Origin of the sequence: Chryseobacterium sp. D764, from assembly GCF_019317325.1 — a bacterium.
Lineage (GTDB): Bacteria > Bacteroidota > Bacteroidia > Flavobacteriales > Weeksellaceae > Chryseobacterium.
Map to the genome: position 1 here is coordinate 2,372,254 of NZ_CP079219.1, position 16,437 is coordinate 2,388,690.

A 16,437-nucleotide genomic window follows, 5' to 3' on the forward strand; every position below is an offset into this window, starting at 1 on the left:
ATGGAAGTTTCCGGAAGCCGATGAATAACTATATATCAATTTTATTAACTTTTTAATATTCAGAATGCTCATCAAGGAATGACAATCGGTCGCTTTAAAACACAAATATAACTTCCAGCTTCCAACATTTACGATCAGTGATTCTAAAAACACAAATATGACTTCCAGCTTCAAACCTCCAGCTTCCAGCATAAAAAAGAGCCCTTAAATCAAATAGATTTAAGGGCTCTTTTTTATCTTTTATACTGAGATTCATAAATTCCGATCCAGTCATCGGGAGTCATTTTCCGGCTCAGCTCGGCAATCAGTTCAAAAGGAATATCATCCACTTTTTTGAAGCGGATACAGGATTTCCCCATATCGAGTTTCTTTTTGGAATATTTTGGATATTCTCCTACGAACCAATCCAGAAGTTCCGGCTTTGAATACAGTCCCATATGATAGAGTGCTATAAAATTCTTCTGGGAAGCCAGATTGATGAATGGCAGCGGTGTTCCCGGTGCACAGTGATATCCGGCAGGAAAAGTTGCCAAAGGAACTACCCAACCTATCATCCCATAATTCGTAGCTTCTTCAAAACCTTTCGGAAGGTTATCATTCACCGTATCAAAAAGCTTTTTAAAAGACTCCTGTCTTTCTTCAGGAATCTTTGAGATATAATCTTCTATGGAAACTGACTGAATCTGCATATTTTAATTTTTTCTAAAATACGATTATTTTATAAAATTGTACACACTGAACATCTGAACGTCTTTACTACTCTTTTGAAGGAACATCATTTTGTTTACATTCGGAACGTACTGAATCATATTTCCATCTGCAAAACCATAGTTCTGGAAGAAATTTCGTCCTTTATAATCAAGGCTTACTTCCTGAGGTTTCAGATTGGCAAAATCAAAAACTTTCATAGAAAATCCTGTGTTTCCGAATGCTCCTTTAGGATAGAAAGCAGAAATATAAAGTTTGTCTCCGGCTTCAACGAGATGAATTCTTTTTCCTGTAGAAGTTCCTGCTGCAACAAATTGCTTTACTTCCCCTTCTTTATTAAATTTGATCAGCATTCCGGCATCCAGAGAATATACAGGATCAGGGAAACGATTCATTGTTGTAGGCATTGGTCTTGTCACAGTCTCCTGCTGAACAGCCATTAAAGTTTCATCTCCTTTCACAATGGTTTTGATGACCTTTACATCGTTCATGTCTTTACTTCCTGCTAAATTGGTATTGCTGATGACCGCTTTTCCAGATTTCATATCATAGTACATTACTGTTCCAAAAGTACTTGCGCCAATAGTAACCGCTGCATTTTTCCTTCCAAAAGTTACCAGATAGTCATTATCGTTTTTACTGAATGCATATAGTTTCTCAGGGATATATTTATCATCAAATGGAAGGTCTTTATCTTCAGTGTTGGAAACCAGTTCCAGCTTATAAGATTCCTTCCAGCCTGCAGCTTTACGCAGTACAACGATTTTCGCTGAGTTGGTCAATGTAAAAGATTTTTCAACATAATCATTACTCAATGTAATTTCTTTGTTCCAAACCGGAGAAAGGGTTCTCAGATCCATTACCAGAACATCGTTCACATTATCCGTTTTTTTGTTGGCAAACCGGTCATTGAAGATGGCTGCATATTTCCCGTTTTCTGAGAAAAGTACGTAAGTAGTTCCTGATCTATTGGTAGATTCAATACTGTATTTTGCAATACTCTTTGTTGTAAAAGTACCTTCTTTTCTACTGAAAACATGCTGAAAGACTTCTTTTCGGTTTTCTTTTCCAAAATACTCTTCCGTAAATGCTATAAACTTATCATCATCTATCTGCTGTGATCCCAAATAATTGTGAAGTACTCCATTCGTTTTGTTGGCGTAATCTTTCACATAAGTATCTACAAGACTTCCGTTCTGATCCAATTTTCTCATCAGTAATTTCTTGTGGGGAAAAACATTTCTCATCAGCCCGTCGATATTGATTGCGCTGAACATATAAGAATTGTAATCATCTACTAACACCAGTTTATCATCCGTTTCAAGATTGGCATCCACTGTAAATTTTGTTCCTTCAGTCACTTTCGTCTGTGCATACGCGTACACAGAAGCTGTAATTAATGCCGAAGCAATAATCTGTTTAATCATATAGTTTTCGTTAGTTATTATAAATTTTTTCTTCTAATCTTTTCAGTTCAAGATTAGCGTCGTAGGATAGTTTAATATCTACTAAATGTTCCTGTAACTCATTTAAATATTTCTCTGCTTCCTGATAGTTTCCTAAAGCGATATTCAATCTGATCAGGTTAAAATAAACATACTCCCCGATTTTTTGGTTATAAAGCGCTTTCTTATCACTGTAATTCACTTTCGTCAGACTGCTTTTCCAAAGATCAATTCCTTTCTGCATATTTTCCATCGCTATTTTGTTTGGAGCATACTCTGACTTTGCCTGAAGTTTTTTCAGATTGGTTGTCACGTAGATGTAGGCTTTTTCCAAATCGTCATACTCTCCTTTGTTCTTTACAGTGGCCAGGGTCACCGTAGAATTGATGGTCTGATACCCAAAATTTTCATTGATAATATTCCTTGTACGGTCTATCGTTCTCTGAAGATATCTTTTTTCCTGAGCATTCAGATTAATTTCGTTGGTTGGAACACTTGCTATTTCCGAAAAATCGGAGAAATAGGTCTTATCCAGTTTTACAGCTCCATCTTGTTTTGCGATAATCCTTGTAGGCTGATTGGCAAAAGTTTTCCCTTGATTGTCCTGAAAGTTTGTTCGTTCCATTTCAATCACAATGTCAAGATAGTTTCCTCCTTTTGAAAAACCTGTTACATCCATTTGGGAAGCCAGAATCTTATTATCTACAATTAAAGCGTCTCTCAGGTCTGGCTGCTGATACACCGGAACCGGAGGAATATTAAGGATAGGTCTTGAAGGTAATCTCAGTGTAGGCGCTCCGTTAGTTGCCGCAATTTTTTCAACCGCTGATAGTTTGCTGTATTCTGCGGATTCAAGTTTGTACTTTTCCTGAAGTTTTTTTACTTCAGCATCATAATCCTTTAATCTTTCTCCGTGTTCGTACTTGGCATTTTCAACGTTTGCCTGATAATTATCTACCTTTTTCTGATGATCTTCTTTTGAAAGTCTTACAACATCATCTTTAGTAATATTATAAGGAGATTTTACCGTAATCGTATAGTTTCTGCTGGAAAGATCTGTAGGAAAAATCGGTTCTTTCAAAAGCTGAAAACTGATTGTTTCTTTATCAATTCGTTGAGCCTGCGAAAATTCGGAATAAAATAATGGTATTAAAAAAAGTAGTTTAAATTTATTCATGGATGTTATAGTTTTCGATGCAAATGTATAATAATTTCATCAACATTTTTTAAGAATAAATTGTCCAGTTATTATGAAATAGATCATAAAAAAGGCAGCCACATCAATGCAACTGCCTACAGAAATTATTAACTCAAAAAATTTTATTTTTTAATTGCCTTTACTGTTGATTTTGAACCATCTTTAAAGTTCATTGTCACTAAGTAAAGACCGGTATTCAACTCACCTAACTGAAGTTCTGTAGTTGGATTGTCAATAGTTTTCACTACTCTTCCTGCTACATCTGTAACCGTTACATATTTAACATTTTTGATATCAGCAACATGCAGAACATCTTTGAAAGGGTTAGGATATACATTCACTTCTTTTTTCTTAACAGATGTTTCAGCAGTAGCTAAATTAGACTGTGTAAGAGAGAAATCATCAAATCCCATATAGTACGGATCTGTTGTTGTATTCAAAGCTTTAATTCCAAATGAATAGTCACCAGTAGCCGTTGGGATATAGGTAACGGTAACTTTAGTATAATTAGCACTATTACCTCCCCCTGCAGCTGTTTGATCAGCCGTAATAAATGTTGATAAGCTAGTTGCTCCAGTCGCTGTTTGTCCGTTGTTTACCAATACTTCATTCTGCCAACCTGAATAGCCATCTCCTACCCAGTAGAATGTAAAATCATACGAACTTCCTGCAGTTAAAGTAAATGTAGGTGTCCATAAATAAGCAGCATTGCTATATGGATAATAGATCGTTACATAATTCGGAGCAGATTTAGGATCATTATAAGCCTGCTGAGAAGCATTTGCTGAGGTAAAGTTATAAGTAGATGAACTTCCTCCCGGAGTTTGTGTCCAGCAGTTCGGAATGATTGCAGAACCTATAGTTGCCATTGCATCAAAATTTTCACTCCAAGGCAGTGTAGTTATTGGTACACAAAGAGTTGTAAATGATGTAGAAGTACTCCAGATACTCTTATCAGATGCACTACAGCTGGATCTTACCCATGCATAATATGTTGTAGAGGGCTGCAGTCCGCTTAACGGTGCAGAAGCTGTTGTAGAAGTTACAGAGTTTGTAGCATTTAAAACAGTAGATACATCCGGCGCAGTGCTGTTTGTGCTGTAATAAACTTCGTATCCGCCTGCAGGAACTGGAGATGGTTCCGTCCAACCGATCGTTGCTGTGTTCGCTGCTACATTTGATGATGTAACTGCAGTTGGTTCAAAACAAGAAGGAATATTCTGAACGGTAATATTATCAATATAAATAGAACGTGAAGAACCTCCTAAACCATGTTTAAATGCTAATTGTAAATCAGAACCTACAGGTATGTTAACCGTATATTGTGTATGAGTAGTTGTCAAAGCAATAGGAGAACCTATTTGTGTAAAGGAAGCAGGATCCGTAGGGTTTGATAATGTTCCTACTAATAATGTATAATTGTTTCCTCCGGCTTTTGCATAGAATCTTACACGTTTAGTACCATCTGAAAGGTTTACAGTTGGAGGCGCAACCAGCATTTGACTACCAGTAGTAGCACTTGAATTAGTCATGTAATATGCATTGGGTGCTGAATAGTTATTTGATGTCGTTACATATCCATACCCTGCAAATGATGCACTTTCAAGATATGCCCAACAGCTTGGCGCATTCGTATTAGTGCTGGAGCCTGTACTTGTTGTATCAAAGTTCTCTGTATAGGGAACCGTAAAAGTAGAACAAGCTGTTTTAAATGTTCCAACAAAAGACCATACACTTTGGCTTGTTGCAGTATTACAGTTGCTTCTTACCCAATAATAATACGTTGTATTTGAATTAAGACCACCAATAGTTGTACTTGTACCTGTTACCCCCGGATAAGTAGGCGTTACTGAACCCGCAGGTGTTGTGTTTGAAGTACTGTGGTATACATCATAACTGGCAGCATTGCCCGTCCATGAAACTAAAGCAGAATTAGCTGTTATTCCAGAAACCGCCTGTAATACGGGAGGTGCACAGTCTGAATAGACATCTGCTGAAAAAGCAAAGATATTCGGTAAACCTGAACCAGTGGTTTTGGTAACCGTTACACTTTGTATTGGTTTTGCCTGATTCGCAGCATCTATTGCCAGTTCAATCTGATATAATCTTGGGTTCGTTCCGCCCTCAGGAGAAGGAACATCATCACCAGCTGCAGGAGTAGCTCCTGGCTTTTTAACCCTTCCTATCCCCTGGATGGCAAAATTAGATCCATTATACCAGTCTGCAAGACTGATACTTGAAAATGTCTGCGAACTGCCATCTGTAAAATTTACCACTGCACTTACTGTAGAAGTACCACTTCCGCTTACAGCAAGCATATACAGTTTGGTAACGGGTTTGGCGGTTGTAAATGCCAAGGTCCCGTTATCATTTACAGCAGCCAATCTCAAAGAATTGTTAACATTCAAATCTGCTAACTGAAACTTCAATCCGGGAGTTGCCGCCACTACAGAATTAACAGTTCCGTCAACAGGAATACCATACGTAATAGCAGCACTTGTGGATGTCAGCTGAAAATCTTTAGCTACAAAAGCGTAAGAAACTCCGTCTACGTCATTATTTGTAGTAATTGTTGAAGAACCTATACCGTTTGCAATTACATCAGCTGTTAAGCCTGAAGCAATCGGCATGGTTTGATAATTTTGAGCCATTAGTACACTGGCTGAGAAGAGAGCGATAGCAGGTACCACTCTAGAAAATAAATTTATTGCCATTTTGATCACATTTGAGGCGAAATTTAGTAAAAATAACAATATGAAAATATTATTTTTACTAAAATCTTAAACTTTATTAAAAATGCATGAAAAATTAATATTAAACATCATTAAAATAAGCAGATTTTAAATACAGTGTGAAACTTAATGAAACACCTTCTTATTGATTCTTAATTTTATTATTGAGAAATTAAATCCTATTTTTGTCATACAAATTTTTTGAACAATGCCGAATATTTCAAACAGAGCGCTGCATATGCCGCCATCGCCGGTAAGAAAACTGGTTCCCTTTGCATTACAAGCAAAACAGAAAGGAATAAAAGTATACCACCTTAATATTGGACAGCCTGATATTGAAACTCCGGAAACAGCTTTAAATGCTTTAAAAAACATCGATTTAAAAGTATTGGAATATGCACTTTCTGAAGGAAATATAGAATACAGAAAAGCCCTTACAGAATATTATCATTCATTAGGTTTTTCAGATCTTACCCCTGATAATTTCATTGTTACCAATGGAGGTTCTGAAGCCCTGAACTTTGCTATTTCTACTTTATGTGACGAAGGTGATGAAGTGATTATTCCTGAGCCTTACTATGCCAACTACAATGGTTTCACCAGCACATTTGATGTGAATGTAGTAGCGGTATCTTCTACTATTGATACTGGTTTTGCTCTGCCTCCTATTGAAGAATTCGAGAAAAAAATCACAGAAAAAACAAGAGCAATCATTATCTGTAACCCAGGAAACCCTACCGGATATCTGTATACCCGTGAGGAGCTTCAGCAGCTTGCAGACATTGCTTTGAAATATGATATCGTAATCATTTCTGATGAAGTATACAGAGAATATGTATATGACGGAAAACAACAGATCTCAATGTTTGATTTCCCTGAACTGAGTGAAAACTGTATCATCATAGATTCAGAATCCAAGCGTTATTCTATGTGTGGAGTAAGAATCGGATGTATGGTTACCCGTTCCAACAAAATCCGTAATGCTGCCATGCTTTTTGCACAGGCGAGATTGAGCCCGGTTCTTTTAGGACAGATTGCAGCAACAGCAGCACACCAGAATGATGGGGCTTACATCAGAGCAGTAAGAGAAGAATATACCCACAGAAGAAATGTATTGGTAGATCTTTTAAATGCTATTCCTGGAGTTATCTGCCCAAAACCAAGAGGAGCTTTCTACTGTGTTGCTGAACTTCCGGTAGATGATACTGAAAAATTTGCACAGTGGCTGCTTGAAAAATATGCTCTTAACAACGAAACCATCATGGTAGCTCCTGCAGGAGGATTCTACAGTGATCCGGAATTAGGAAAGAAACAGGTAAGAATTGCCTACGTTCTGAAAGAAGAAGATTTAAAAAGAAGTGCTGAAATTCTTAAAGAAGCTTTAAAGAAGTACAGAGAAGAATTCAGTCTGTAAAATATATCCTATGCCGACAACAAAAAAACTCTATCTGAAAATACTGTTTTCGATTCTTTTGCTGTCGGCATTTTTTTCCTGTGATTCCAAAAAAACGGAACAGACTATTTCTCACAAAAATCCGCACGAGATTACTTTCATCAGTGTATCCGAAATCGGAGGACATCTTGGAAATTACAGAATTATTAAAATCACAAAAGATTCCGTTTTTGCAGAAAAAGGAATGACAGCCACTCAAACTCATACAAAATGGGGGTCTGCCATCAATTCCAACACATGGAAACAGCTTATCTCATCGGTAAGGATTGTAGATCTTGACCATATAAAAAGTTCTCCCAGCCAGCAATCGGCAGACGGAACAGATGAAACTTTCCAGATCCGAACTCCGAAAAAATCACACATCTATGTGAATGCTTATGTGGATACTTTACATTACAAACAGCTACAACAACTTAAAGAACAACTAGACAAAATTCTTCCCCAAGAATACAAATAAAACATGCAGGAAAATTTTTCATTAAAACCTTATAACACATTCGGTGTTGAAGCCAAAGCCCGCTACTTTACAGAGGTCAATACAATTGATGAATTAAAAGAGGCCCTTATTTTCTCGGAAACCCAATCTCTTCAGCTTCTGTTTTTGGGAGGAGGAAGTAACATTCTTCTTACCAAAGATTTTGATGGTCTGGCTATCAGACTTAATTTAAAAGGAATTACCGAAGAGAATGTCAATGAAAATGAAGCACTGGTAACCGCAAAAGCAGGTGAAAACTGGCATGAATTTGTGATGTACTGCCTGCAAAAGAATTTTGGAGGGCTGGAAAACCTTTCTTTAATTCCCGGAAATGTAGGAACTTCTCCGATGCAGAATATCGGGGCTTATGGGACAGAAATCAAAGATATTTTTGTCAACTGTAAAGTCTTGGATCTGGAAAATCTTGAACTTACAACATTCAACCTTGAACAGTGCAGGTTCGGTTACAGAGACTCTATTTTCAAACAGGAAGGAAAAGGCAGATATGTTATTCTGGAAGTCACTTTTAAACTTACCCGGAAAGACCATTCTATCAAAACAGAATATGGTGCTATCAAATCTGAACTGGAAAATCTCGGCATTGAAAATCCTACCATTCAGGATATTTCCAGAGCAGTAATCAATATAAGACAAAGCAAACTGCCGAATCCTAAAGAAATCGGAAATGCCGGAAGCTTTTTCAAAAACCCGACTATTCCTTTAATTCAATTTGAAGAATTAAAACGAAAGTTTGAAAATATTCAAGGCTACCCTAATGGTGATATGGTGAAGGTTCCTGCAGGATGGCTGATTGAACAATGCGGCTGGAAAGGAAAGCAGATTGGAAATGTAGCTTCACACAAACTGCAATCCCTGGTCATCATCAATGCAACAGGAAATGCTACCGGAAAAGAAATTTTTGACTTTTCTACTGAAATTATCAATTCTGTGAAAGAAAAATTCGGAATAGAGCTTGAACGGGAAGTGAATATTATTTAATCTAAAAAAAACATACAAGCTGTATTCATGATGAGTACAGCTTTTTTCTATTTGTTGGAAGGCGCAGAGTCCTTAATTTATGTTGAACTTTTAAGGCGCAAAGATTTTATCTTCGATAAAATTAAATATCGTATAATCTTTGCTACAGGATTTTATAATATTTACATGCTTGCTGAAAATCTTCGGTTTTCCTGCGTCTTAAAAACAGTCTGTTTTTCAAAATCTTTGCGACTTTGCGTTTTCCAACAAAATTAATTCAGAATCAATTCACATCCAGTCTCCGGAAAATCATTATTTTAGCTTAAAAATTACAACTCATGATGAAAATAGCTATTCTTGGAGCCGGAAATATGGGCCTTTCTTTTTCAAAATCATTTTTGAAATACGAACTGATCAAACCTGAACATCTGCATCTGATTATCAGAAATGAATCTAAAATCTCCAAAATAGCTGAAGAATTCCCCAAATCTAAAATTTCCACCTTTGAAGAAGTAAAGGAAATTGATTCTGATTTGATTATCATCGCTGTAAAACCTCAGGATTTTCAATCGGTTGCCCAAAATATTCAATTTACTTTAAAAGAAAACCAGATGGTATTATCCATCATGGCGGGAATCAATATTGAAAAAATTCAAAAATTACTGAACCATCCACTTGTTGTAAGAGCAATGCCAAACTCTCCTACCCTTCTGGGAATGGGAATTACGGGATATACAGCCGCAGAAGGAATTTCTTTCACTCAATTAATAAGTATAGAAAGATTACTGAACAGCACCGGAAGATCCGTTTATCTGGAAGAAGAAGAACTTTTAGACGGTGTTACAGCACTTTCCGGAAGTGGTCCCGCTTATTTCTATTACATCATTGATGCCATGATTAAGGCTGGCATTGAAATGGGAATTGAAGAAAATCTCTCTAAGCTTTTTGTAAAGCAGACGATGCTGGGAGCTTATCACCTGATCAATAACTCAGAAAAAAATCTTGAAGAACTGATTAACGATGTAGCATCTAAAGGCGGAACTACAGAAGCTGCTTTAAAAACATTTGAAGACAGCAGTTTAAAAGAAATTCTGAAACAGGGGATTCTGAATGCCGAAAAACGAGCCAAGGAACTTAATAATTAAATCTTTTTTCAAAAATCCTGCAAAATTCCCATCCCAGATACACGCCAAATGTATTCAGGATGATATCGTCTACCTCAAAGATTCCCATTCTTGTAAAGTACTGTAGAGCTTCAACAATAACGATACATGAGATAAAGCTAAAAATCAATGGTTTTAATTTTTTCAGGTCAGGAAAAATCCAACCCAAAAACCCAAAAGGAATAAACATGATAATATTTCCTAGAACAATCATCACAATATCTATCATCTTATTCGGGCCCTGGATAAATTTTATTGTAGAAAAAACAGGTTCTAAAGTAAGGAGATTTTCTTCATACTGAAATCTGCCCATTCCCAAAAACATCAGGTAAAGCAGAAACAGAGTATACGGAACAATAATGATTTTATATATTTTCTTTAACATTGAACTGCTAATATATTCATTTCAAAAACATTAAATTTGTGTATTAAAATAATTTAATGAAATACGTTCTACTTACACTTATTTCAGCAATGCTGCTGTCGGTTTCATGGCCAACTTATGGAGTTCCGTTTTTTATATTTTTTGCCCTTGTTCCTCTTCTGATGATGGAACATGGTGTTTCAAAATTTTCAGATTACAAAAGGAAAAGCTGGATTGTCTTCGGATTGTCTTATCTGTGTTTTGTGATCTGGAACATAGTAACTACAGGATGGCTGTATGGTTCAAAGAATCCTGATGGAAGCCATTCTCTGATGGCTGTTGTATTTCCGGTATTAGTCAATTCTCTTTTATATTCTTTAGTATTCCAATGCTATCACTGGTATAAAAATGCTCAGGGAACGTATTGGGGATTAGGATTCCTGATCGCGATCTGGATGAGTTTTGAAAAATTTCATCTAGGATGGGAGTTGACATGGCCGTGGCTGAACCTGGGGAATGTATTCGCTGATTATCCAAAACTGATCCAGTGGTATGACACTTTAGGAGCTACCGGAGGAAGTTTCTGGATTCTTCTGATTAACGTTCTGATTTTCTACACAGTAAGAACATGGGAAGCCGGAAGAAAGAGAAAAGATTTAATTAAAAATTCAACTATCGTTGGATCTCTTATTATTCTTCCGATGATTATTTCAGTGATCAAATACAATAATTTTGATGAAAAACCAACCGGACAGGTAAGCGTTCTGATGCTGCAGCCGGATCTTGATCCTTACGCCGAAAAATATTCAAAAGACAGCCTGACCATTGAGCAGGATTTATTAGCACTTGCTGAAAAAAACTCTACAGGTAAAATTGATTATTATATTGCTCCTGAAACCGCTCTTCCGGGGAGAGGATCTATTTCTGAAACAGCATTTGAAAAGAGTTTACTTCTCAATAATATCAAAGGATTTCTAGCCAATCATCCGGGATCTGTTTTTGCAACAGGAATTTCTTCACATCGTTTTTTTTATAATCCTGCCGATTTACCTAAAGAAGCCTATCAGATTAATAGCGGGGTTTGGGTGAGCAGTTATAATACTGCGATTCAATTGGTACCGAATCAGAAAGTACAGGCCTACCACAAAGGAAAACTGGTACCGGGTGTTGAAATATTTCCTTATATGAATGTTTTAAAACCGCTTTTAGGAAATGCTATGCTCAACCTGGGAGGAACTGTAGCTTCTTTGGGAACAGACAAAGAAAGAGTTGCTTTTTCAAATCCGTACAACAAAGGGAAACTGGCACCTATTATCTGCTATGAAAGTATTTACGGTGAGTTTGTAACAGACTATGTGAAAAAAGGAGCCAATTTCTTAGCTATTATGACCAATGATTCCTGGTGGGGTGTTACAGAAGGACATAAACAGCTTTTATCTTATGCTAAACTTAGAGCCATTGAAACCAGAAGAGAAATTGCCCGCGCTGCAAACAGTGGAATTTCAGCGCATATCAATGCTAAAGGAGAAGTGACTGCTGATACTTTCTATGGAGACAAAACCGCTTTATTTGCGAAAGTAAACCTGTATGACACCAAGACATTCTATACCAGAGCAGGAGATATTCTTTCAAGGTTTTCCATATTTGCATTGGGGTTCTTACTGTTTTATTACCTTATTGAATGGTTCAAAAAGAAAACAAAGAAAGCATAGTTTTTAAACACAAACTGCACAAATCTTCACGAATAAAAAAGAGAAAAGCCAGCTGGACGTCTGGCTTTTCTCATTGATAGAAGATAGAATTGATTCAATTATTTAATCGTAAGCTTCCTTGTGGTTATTTCGTTTTTTATCTTCAGTTTTAATAGATACACTCCTTTAGGTAAATGGGACACGTCAATAGACTGATCTCCATTCACACTGATATTCAGTTTTTTTCCATCCATAGAATACATTTCAGCTTCAGAAACTTTTTCTCCTTTGATGTAGACTTTATCTGATACAGGATTCGGATAGATGACAAGCTGTTTAACAGATTTAATTTCGGATGTTCCCAATACACTTTGTACAGAAGCATCGGAATATACTTTTGAGGCATCAATAGATTTCACACTCCAGTATACATTCTGAATAGCCGGATCAAGGTCCAGAAACCATGATGGTGTCGTTACTATGTATTTTGCAATATCATGAGCTCCCTGTGTAGATCCTACCGTAATTTCATAGCGTAATGCATTCACCGGAGTTTTGTCATCAGATGCCCCACTCCATGCAAAATTAAACCGGTTTCCGTTTTTAGTCAGATTCAATTGAGTTGGCGCTGTGGGTTTCGCATTTTCAGCTGTAGAATTATTTTTAAAAACTTTAGTCAGTGAAGGCAGATCAGAAGCCGCCCAGTCAAATCCTCCCAATAAGATATCCAGATGATGATCATTATTAAAATCAAATAGATTGATCAGTCCCGGACCTCCCAGCGCAGTTATACCCGTTAAGATTCCTTCATTAAACTTATTATTGGAAACATCATAGATATACGTTTTCACAAAAGCATTATAGTCTTCATTTCCTGAAATGATAAAGTCATAATACCCATCATTATTAAGGTCACCAACACTTAATGCAACATCAGAAATATCACCTGCAGGTATTATCTGAGGAGTCAGTACGCCAGCACCGTCATTCATCAGAACAGCAAAATATCCGTCATCATTTCCATCTCTTCCAATCACTACAATATCCTGAAAACCATCCGCATTGAAATCTGCAAAATCTATTTTTCCTACCGCTACAGGAGCAAGGTCCTGCGTAGGAGTAAGAACTCCTGCCTGATTCATATATACTTTAGAAACCGGAGCACCATTGATATCCGACCCGATAATCACAAGATCCAGAAGTTTATCATTATTCAGATCTACTACTTTAAAGCTTCCATTCTGGGTTCCATCCACCCAGTTCCCTGTCATATCAAAACCATTACCTGTATTTTTATAATAGTCTAAACTGTTTCCAAAACCTCCGCCATGAGCATATTGAGTTCCGTTGATCGCATAATCTGATTTTCCATCGTGATTAAAATCAAAAACTTCTACAGATCCATAAATTTTCCCGGGAAGTTCAGCATCTTTTACAAAACCTGTTCCTGTATTTTTGAATCGGTACTGTTTATAATTCACAACATCCATATAGCTGAGTCCTGTGGAAATAATATCCATCAGCCCGTCATTATTATAATCAATAAATCTAATATCTCCAAGATGAGTCACATCAGCTCCCAATCCTGCATAAGGCAATAATGTTGTTCCATTGTTCTGATATACTTCATTATAAGTACTGTCTACATTTCCGTCACCATCAGAATCTATTGCTCCATTGAGCACGATATCCATTGTACCATTGTTGTCTATATCAGCAATATCTGCCGCAGAATAATAAAAATTATTCATGCTGGTCTGTACCTCAGTAAAATTCTGAGCCATCAGACTGACAGGCAACATAGACCATAAAATATAAATCCTCTTCATATTTGTTTTTATTTAGATTAATTAAAAACAAAGATAGAATATTAAATTCTTTGCTCTAAAAAAAGCCTGTATGAAATATATCAGCACTGATTATCTGCTGTATCCCAAGGATTCTACTATTTTAAAAATTCATGATTATTAATCAGTCACTTATTTGCAAATATTTTCTAAAAGATTTGTCTATCTAAAAAATTCTTCGTTATTTTGCACTCTCAAATATTATACAAATAAGAACATCGAGATATGTCAAGAATTTGCCAAATAACAGGAAAGCGTGCAATGGTTGGTAACAACGTTTCTCACGCTAATAACAAAACGAAGCGTCGTTTTGAAATTAACTTATTAGAGAAGAAGTTTTACCTTCCAGAGCAAGATAAGCACGTAACACTGAAAGTATCAGCTCATGGATTGAGAGTGATTAACAAGATTGGAATCGAGGAAGCTATTGAAAGAGCTACTAGAAACGGATTGATTAAAAAGAATTAATAAATCATGGCAAAAAAAGGAAATAGAGTTCAAGTAATCCTTGAATGTACAGAGCACAAAGAAAGCGGTATGCCAGGAATGTCTAGATACATTTCTACAAAAAATAAAAAGAACACTACAGAGAGATTGGAATTGAAAAAATACAATCCTGTTCTTAAGAGATCTACCCTTCACAAAGAAATTAAGTAATTTATAAATAATAACTTACCATGGCAAAGAAAGTAGTAGCAACCCTACAAAGCGGTCAGTCTAAGAAAATGACAAAAGTGGTGAAAATGATTAAGTCTTCTAAATCAGGAGCTTACGTTTTCGAAGAAAAAGTAATGAATGCTGACGAAGTAGACGGTTATTTGAAAAAATAATCAGTACTTTGTTTACAATATAAAAAACTACTCATATTTTGGGTAGTTTTTTTGTTATCTTTGTGCACCAGATTAATAATCAGTAGAGTATGAAAAAGGTACTTGTTCTGGCTTGCACAGCAATTTTTCTATTTTCATTCAGTCAGAAAACAATGAGCCCTGTAGAATATAAAAGTTCGCCAAAAGTTTTCAGCATAAAAGGCCTGTCACAGTCAGTAAGTATTGACTGCGGGAGTTCTAAAATGATTTTATTATCTGGACAGGTGCCTCTGGATCCGGAAGGTAACCTTGTGGGAAATACTATAGAGGAGCAGACTCAGCAGGTATTCAAAAATATCGAAAGCATCCTGAAAGAATATGGGGGAACAGGAAAAGATATCATTAAACTTGGAATCTTTACCACAGATATCAAAAAAACACCTGATTTCAGAAAAGTCAGAGATTTGTATGTCAATCTTCAAAACCCTCCTGTAAGCACCCTTGTGGAAGTGAGCAGGCTTTTCAGAGATGATGTGCTTATAGAAGTAGAAGCCACAGCAGTGATTAAAAACAAATAAGAATAAACTAAAACTATGAGTTGGTTTAAAAATATTTTCAAAAAGGAAGAGAAAGAAACTTTAGACAAAGGATTGGAAAAATCCAGTCAGGGATTCTTTGAAAAAATGACAAAAGCCGTAGTCGGCAAAAGCAAAGTAGATGATGAAGTTCTTGATGATCTTGAAGAAATACTGATTGCATCCGATGTAGGCGCCTCTACTACTATCAAAATCATAGGAAGAATTGAAGAACGTGTTGCCAGAGACAAATATGTAAGCGTAAACGAACTTGACAAAATTCTTCGTGATGAGATTTCAGGACTACTGCTTGAAAATCCTCACGCCAGTACAGGAAATATTGATACCTCCAAAAAACCTTACGTCATTATGGTTGTAGGAGTGAATGGAGTGGGAAAAACAACAACTATAGGAAAATTGGCTCACCAGTTCAAATCAGAGGGTAAAAAGGTAGTTCTTGGAGCTGCTGATACCTTCAGAGCCGCTGCAGTAGATCAGCTTGTGATCTGGAGCGAAAGAGTGGGTGTTCCTATCGTAAAACAGGAAATGGGTTCTGATCCAGCTTCCGTAGCATTTGATACTGTACAAAGCGCTGTAGCACAAAATGCAGACGTTGTGATCATTGATACAGCAGGAAGACTTCATAACAAGATCAACCTGATGAACGAACTTTCCAAGATCAAAAGAGTAATGCAGAAAGTAATTCCTGATGCACCTCATGAGATCCTGCTGGTTCTGGACGGTTCTACCGGACAGAATGCCTTTGAACAGGCAAAACAGTTTACAGCAGCAACGGAAGTTAATGCATTAGCAGTTACAAAACTAGACGGAACAGCAAAAGGAGGTGTTGTAATTGGTATCTCTGACCAGTTCCAGATTCCGGTTAAATATATTGGTGTAGGCGAAAAAATGCAGGATTTGCAGCTTTTTAATGGTACGGAATTTGTAGACTCATTCTTCAAGAAAAGATGATTTATATCATGTTTTCCCTTATATTAG

General features: G+C 36.5%; 16 protein-coding genes. 10 read left to right on the forward strand and 6 right to left on the reverse strand.

All coding sequences use genetic code 11. From position 1 onward, the window contains the following. Window positions 1-233: 233 nt before the first annotated feature. From KYG33_RS10730 to KYG33_RS10745, 4 genes are all read right to left on the reverse strand, one after another. Window positions 234-689 carry a DUF1801 domain-containing protein gene (locus tag KYG33_RS10730; protein WP_077419084.1) on the reverse strand — a complete coding sequence of 152 codons (456 nt, stop codon included), beginning with the start codon at window positions 687-689 and terminating at the stop codon, window positions 234-236. Window positions 690-713: 24 nt separating this feature from the next. After that, window positions 714-2,135, reverse strand: coding sequence for a hypothetical protein (locus KYG33_RS10735; protein WP_219073207.1), 1,422 nt, complete (start codon window positions 2,133-2,135; stop codon window positions 714-716). Window positions 2,136-2,145: 10 nt separating this feature from the next. Then, entirely contained in the window at window positions 2,146-3,330 is a 1,185-nt protein-coding gene (locus KYG33_RS10740; RefSeq protein ID WP_219073208.1) for a hypothetical protein, read from the reverse strand. A gap of 143 nt (window positions 3,331-3,473) precedes the next feature. Next, window positions 3,474-6,065, reverse strand: a complete 2,592-nt coding sequence (locus tag KYG33_RS10745; protein ID WP_219073209.1) for a fibronectin type III domain-containing protein — start codon at window positions 6,063-6,065, stop codon at window positions 3,474-3,476. Window positions 6,066-6,291: 226 nt separating this feature from the next. On the opposite strand from KYG33_RS10745, the gene KYG33_RS10750 reads away from it, so the two are divergent. The 4 genes from KYG33_RS10750 (at window position 6,292) to proC (ending at window position 10,134) form a co-directional block, all read left to right on the forward strand. Next, complete coding sequence (locus KYG33_RS10750) at window positions 6,292-7,497, forward strand: pyridoxal phosphate-dependent aminotransferase (protein ID WP_077419080.1); 1,206 nt, start codon at window positions 6,292-6,294, stop codon at window positions 7,495-7,497. Between the two features lie 10 nt (window positions 7,498-7,507). Continuing rightward, the gene (locus KYG33_RS10755; protein ID WP_077419079.1) at window positions 7,508-7,993 is read left to right on the forward strand and encodes a hypothetical protein; all 486 of its coding nucleotides are present in this window, start codon (window positions 7,508-7,510) and stop codon (window positions 7,991-7,993) included. A gap of 3 nt (window positions 7,994-7,996) precedes the next feature. Further along, the gene (gene murB, locus KYG33_RS10760; RefSeq protein ID WP_077419078.1) at window positions 7,997-9,010 is read left to right on the forward strand and encodes a UDP-N-acetylmuramate dehydrogenase; all 1,014 of its coding nucleotides are present in this window, start codon (window positions 7,997-7,999) and stop codon (window positions 9,008-9,010) included. Window positions 9,011-9,327: 317 nt separating this feature from the next. After that, entirely contained in the window at window positions 9,328-10,134 is an 807-nt protein-coding gene (proC, locus tag KYG33_RS10765) for a pyrroline-5-carboxylate reductase (protein ID WP_228408906.1), read from the forward strand. Here the strand turns inward: proC and KYG33_RS10770 are convergent. Further along, entirely contained in the window at window positions 10,124-10,537 is a 414-nt protein-coding gene (locus KYG33_RS10770) for a VanZ family protein (RefSeq protein ID WP_077419077.1), read from the reverse strand. The two genes, proC and KYG33_RS10770, sit on opposite strands and share 11 nt — an antisense overlap. 56 nt (window positions 10,538-10,593) lie before the next feature. Here KYG33_RS10770 and lnt point away from each other — a divergent pair, with 56 nt between their 5' ends. After that, entirely contained in the window at window positions 10,594-12,228 is a 1,635-nt protein-coding gene (gene lnt / locus KYG33_RS10775; RefSeq protein WP_219073210.1) for an apolipoprotein N-acyltransferase, read from the forward strand. Window positions 12,229-12,326: 98 nt separating this feature from the next. On the opposite strand, the gene KYG33_RS10780 is transcribed toward lnt, so the two are convergent. Beyond that, the gene (locus KYG33_RS10780; RefSeq protein WP_257468989.1) at window positions 12,327-14,036 is read right to left on the reverse strand and encodes a T9SS type A sorting domain-containing protein; all 1,710 of its coding nucleotides are present in this window, start codon (window positions 14,034-14,036) and stop codon (window positions 12,327-12,329) included. Window positions 14,037-14,279: 243 nt separating this feature from the next. On the opposite strand from KYG33_RS10780, the gene rpmB reads away from it, so the two are divergent. The 5 genes from rpmB to ftsY all read left to right on the forward strand — a co-directional run bounded on the left by rpmB (window position 14,280) and on the right by ftsY (window position 16,410). Next, window positions 14,280-14,522, forward strand: a complete 243-nt coding sequence (rpmB, locus tag KYG33_RS10785) for a 50S ribosomal protein L28 (protein WP_002976757.1) — start codon at window positions 14,280-14,282, stop codon at window positions 14,520-14,522. Window positions 14,523-14,528: 6 nt separating this feature from the next. Then, entirely contained in the window at window positions 14,529-14,711 is a 183-nt protein-coding gene (gene rpmG / locus KYG33_RS10790) for a 50S ribosomal protein L33 (protein WP_027373683.1), read from the forward strand. Window positions 14,712-14,731: 20 nt separating this feature from the next. Next, window positions 14,732-14,884: a DUF4295 domain-containing protein gene (locus KYG33_RS10795; protein WP_073175385.1), complete on the forward strand. Its 153-nt coding sequence runs from the start codon at window positions 14,732-14,734 to the stop codon at window positions 14,882-14,884. Window positions 14,885-14,973: 89 nt separating this feature from the next. Beyond that, window positions 14,974-15,441, forward strand: a complete 468-nt coding sequence (locus KYG33_RS10800; RefSeq protein ID WP_077419075.1) for a RidA family protein — start codon at window positions 14,974-14,976, stop codon at window positions 15,439-15,441. Window positions 15,442-15,456: 15 nt separating this feature from the next. Further along, complete coding sequence (ftsY, locus tag KYG33_RS10805) at window positions 15,457-16,410, forward strand: signal recognition particle-docking protein FtsY (protein WP_047386493.1); 954 nt, start codon at window positions 15,457-15,459, stop codon at window positions 16,408-16,410. The last annotated feature ends 27 nt before the right edge of the window (window positions 16,411-16,437 follow it).

What these genes read in the sequence shown, in the direction of transcription:
- KYG33_RS10795 (WP_073175385.1), top strand. Translation starts at nt 14,732, where the DNA reads ATGGCAAAGAAAGTAGTAGCAACCCTACAAAGCGGTCAGTCTAAGAAA.
- KYG33_RS10740 (WP_219073208.1), bottom strand. Translation starts at nt 3,330, where the DNA reads ATGAATAAATTTAAACTACTTTTTTTAATACCATTATTTTATTCCGAA.
- rpmG (WP_027373683.1), top strand. Translation starts at nt 14,529, where the DNA reads ATGGCAAAAAAAGGAAATAGAGTTCAAGTAATCCTTGAATGTACAGAG.
- KYG33_RS10730 (WP_077419084.1), bottom strand. Translation starts at nt 689, where the DNA reads ATGCAGATTCAGTCAGTTTCCATAGAAGATTATATCTCAAAGATTCCT.
- KYG33_RS10780 (WP_257468989.1), bottom strand. Translation starts at nt 14,036, where the DNA reads ATGAAGAGGATTTATATTTTATGGTCTATGTTGCCTGTCAGTCTGATG.
- KYG33_RS10735 (WP_219073207.1), bottom strand. Translation starts at nt 2,135, where the DNA reads ATGATTAAACAGATTATTGCTTCGGCATTAATTACAGCTTCTGTGTAC.
- KYG33_RS10745 (WP_219073209.1), bottom strand. Translation starts at nt 6,065, where the DNA reads ATGGCAATAAATTTATTTTCTAGAGTGGTACCTGCTATCGCTCTCTTC.
- KYG33_RS10770 (WP_077419077.1), bottom strand. Translation starts at nt 10,537, where the DNA reads ATGTTAAAGAAAATATATAAAATCATTATTGTTCCGTATACTCTGTTT.
- KYG33_RS10750 (WP_077419080.1), top strand. Translation starts at nt 6,292, where the DNA reads ATGCCGAATATTTCAAACAGAGCGCTGCATATGCCGCCATCGCCGGTA.
- murB (WP_077419078.1), top strand. Translation starts at nt 7,997, where the DNA reads ATGCAGGAAAATTTTTCATTAAAACCTTATAACACATTCGGTGTTGAA.
- lnt (WP_219073210.1), top strand. Translation starts at nt 10,594, where the DNA reads ATGAAATACGTTCTACTTACACTTATTTCAGCAATGCTGCTGTCGGTT.
- ftsY (WP_047386493.1), top strand. Translation starts at nt 15,457, where the DNA reads ATGAGTTGGTTTAAAAATATTTTCAAAAAGGAAGAGAAAGAAACTTTA.
- rpmB (WP_002976757.1), top strand. Translation starts at nt 14,280, where the DNA reads ATGTCAAGAATTTGCCAAATAACAGGAAAGCGTGCAATGGTTGGTAAC.
- KYG33_RS10800 (WP_077419075.1), top strand. Translation starts at nt 14,974, where the DNA reads ATGAAAAAGGTACTTGTTCTGGCTTGCACAGCAATTTTTCTATTTTCA.
- proC (WP_228408906.1), top strand. Translation starts at nt 9,328, where the DNA reads ATGATGAAAATAGCTATTCTTGGAGCCGGAAATATGGGCCTTTCTTTT.
- KYG33_RS10755 (WP_077419079.1), top strand. Translation starts at nt 7,508, where the DNA reads ATGCCGACAACAAAAAAACTCTATCTGAAAATACTGTTTTCGATTCTT.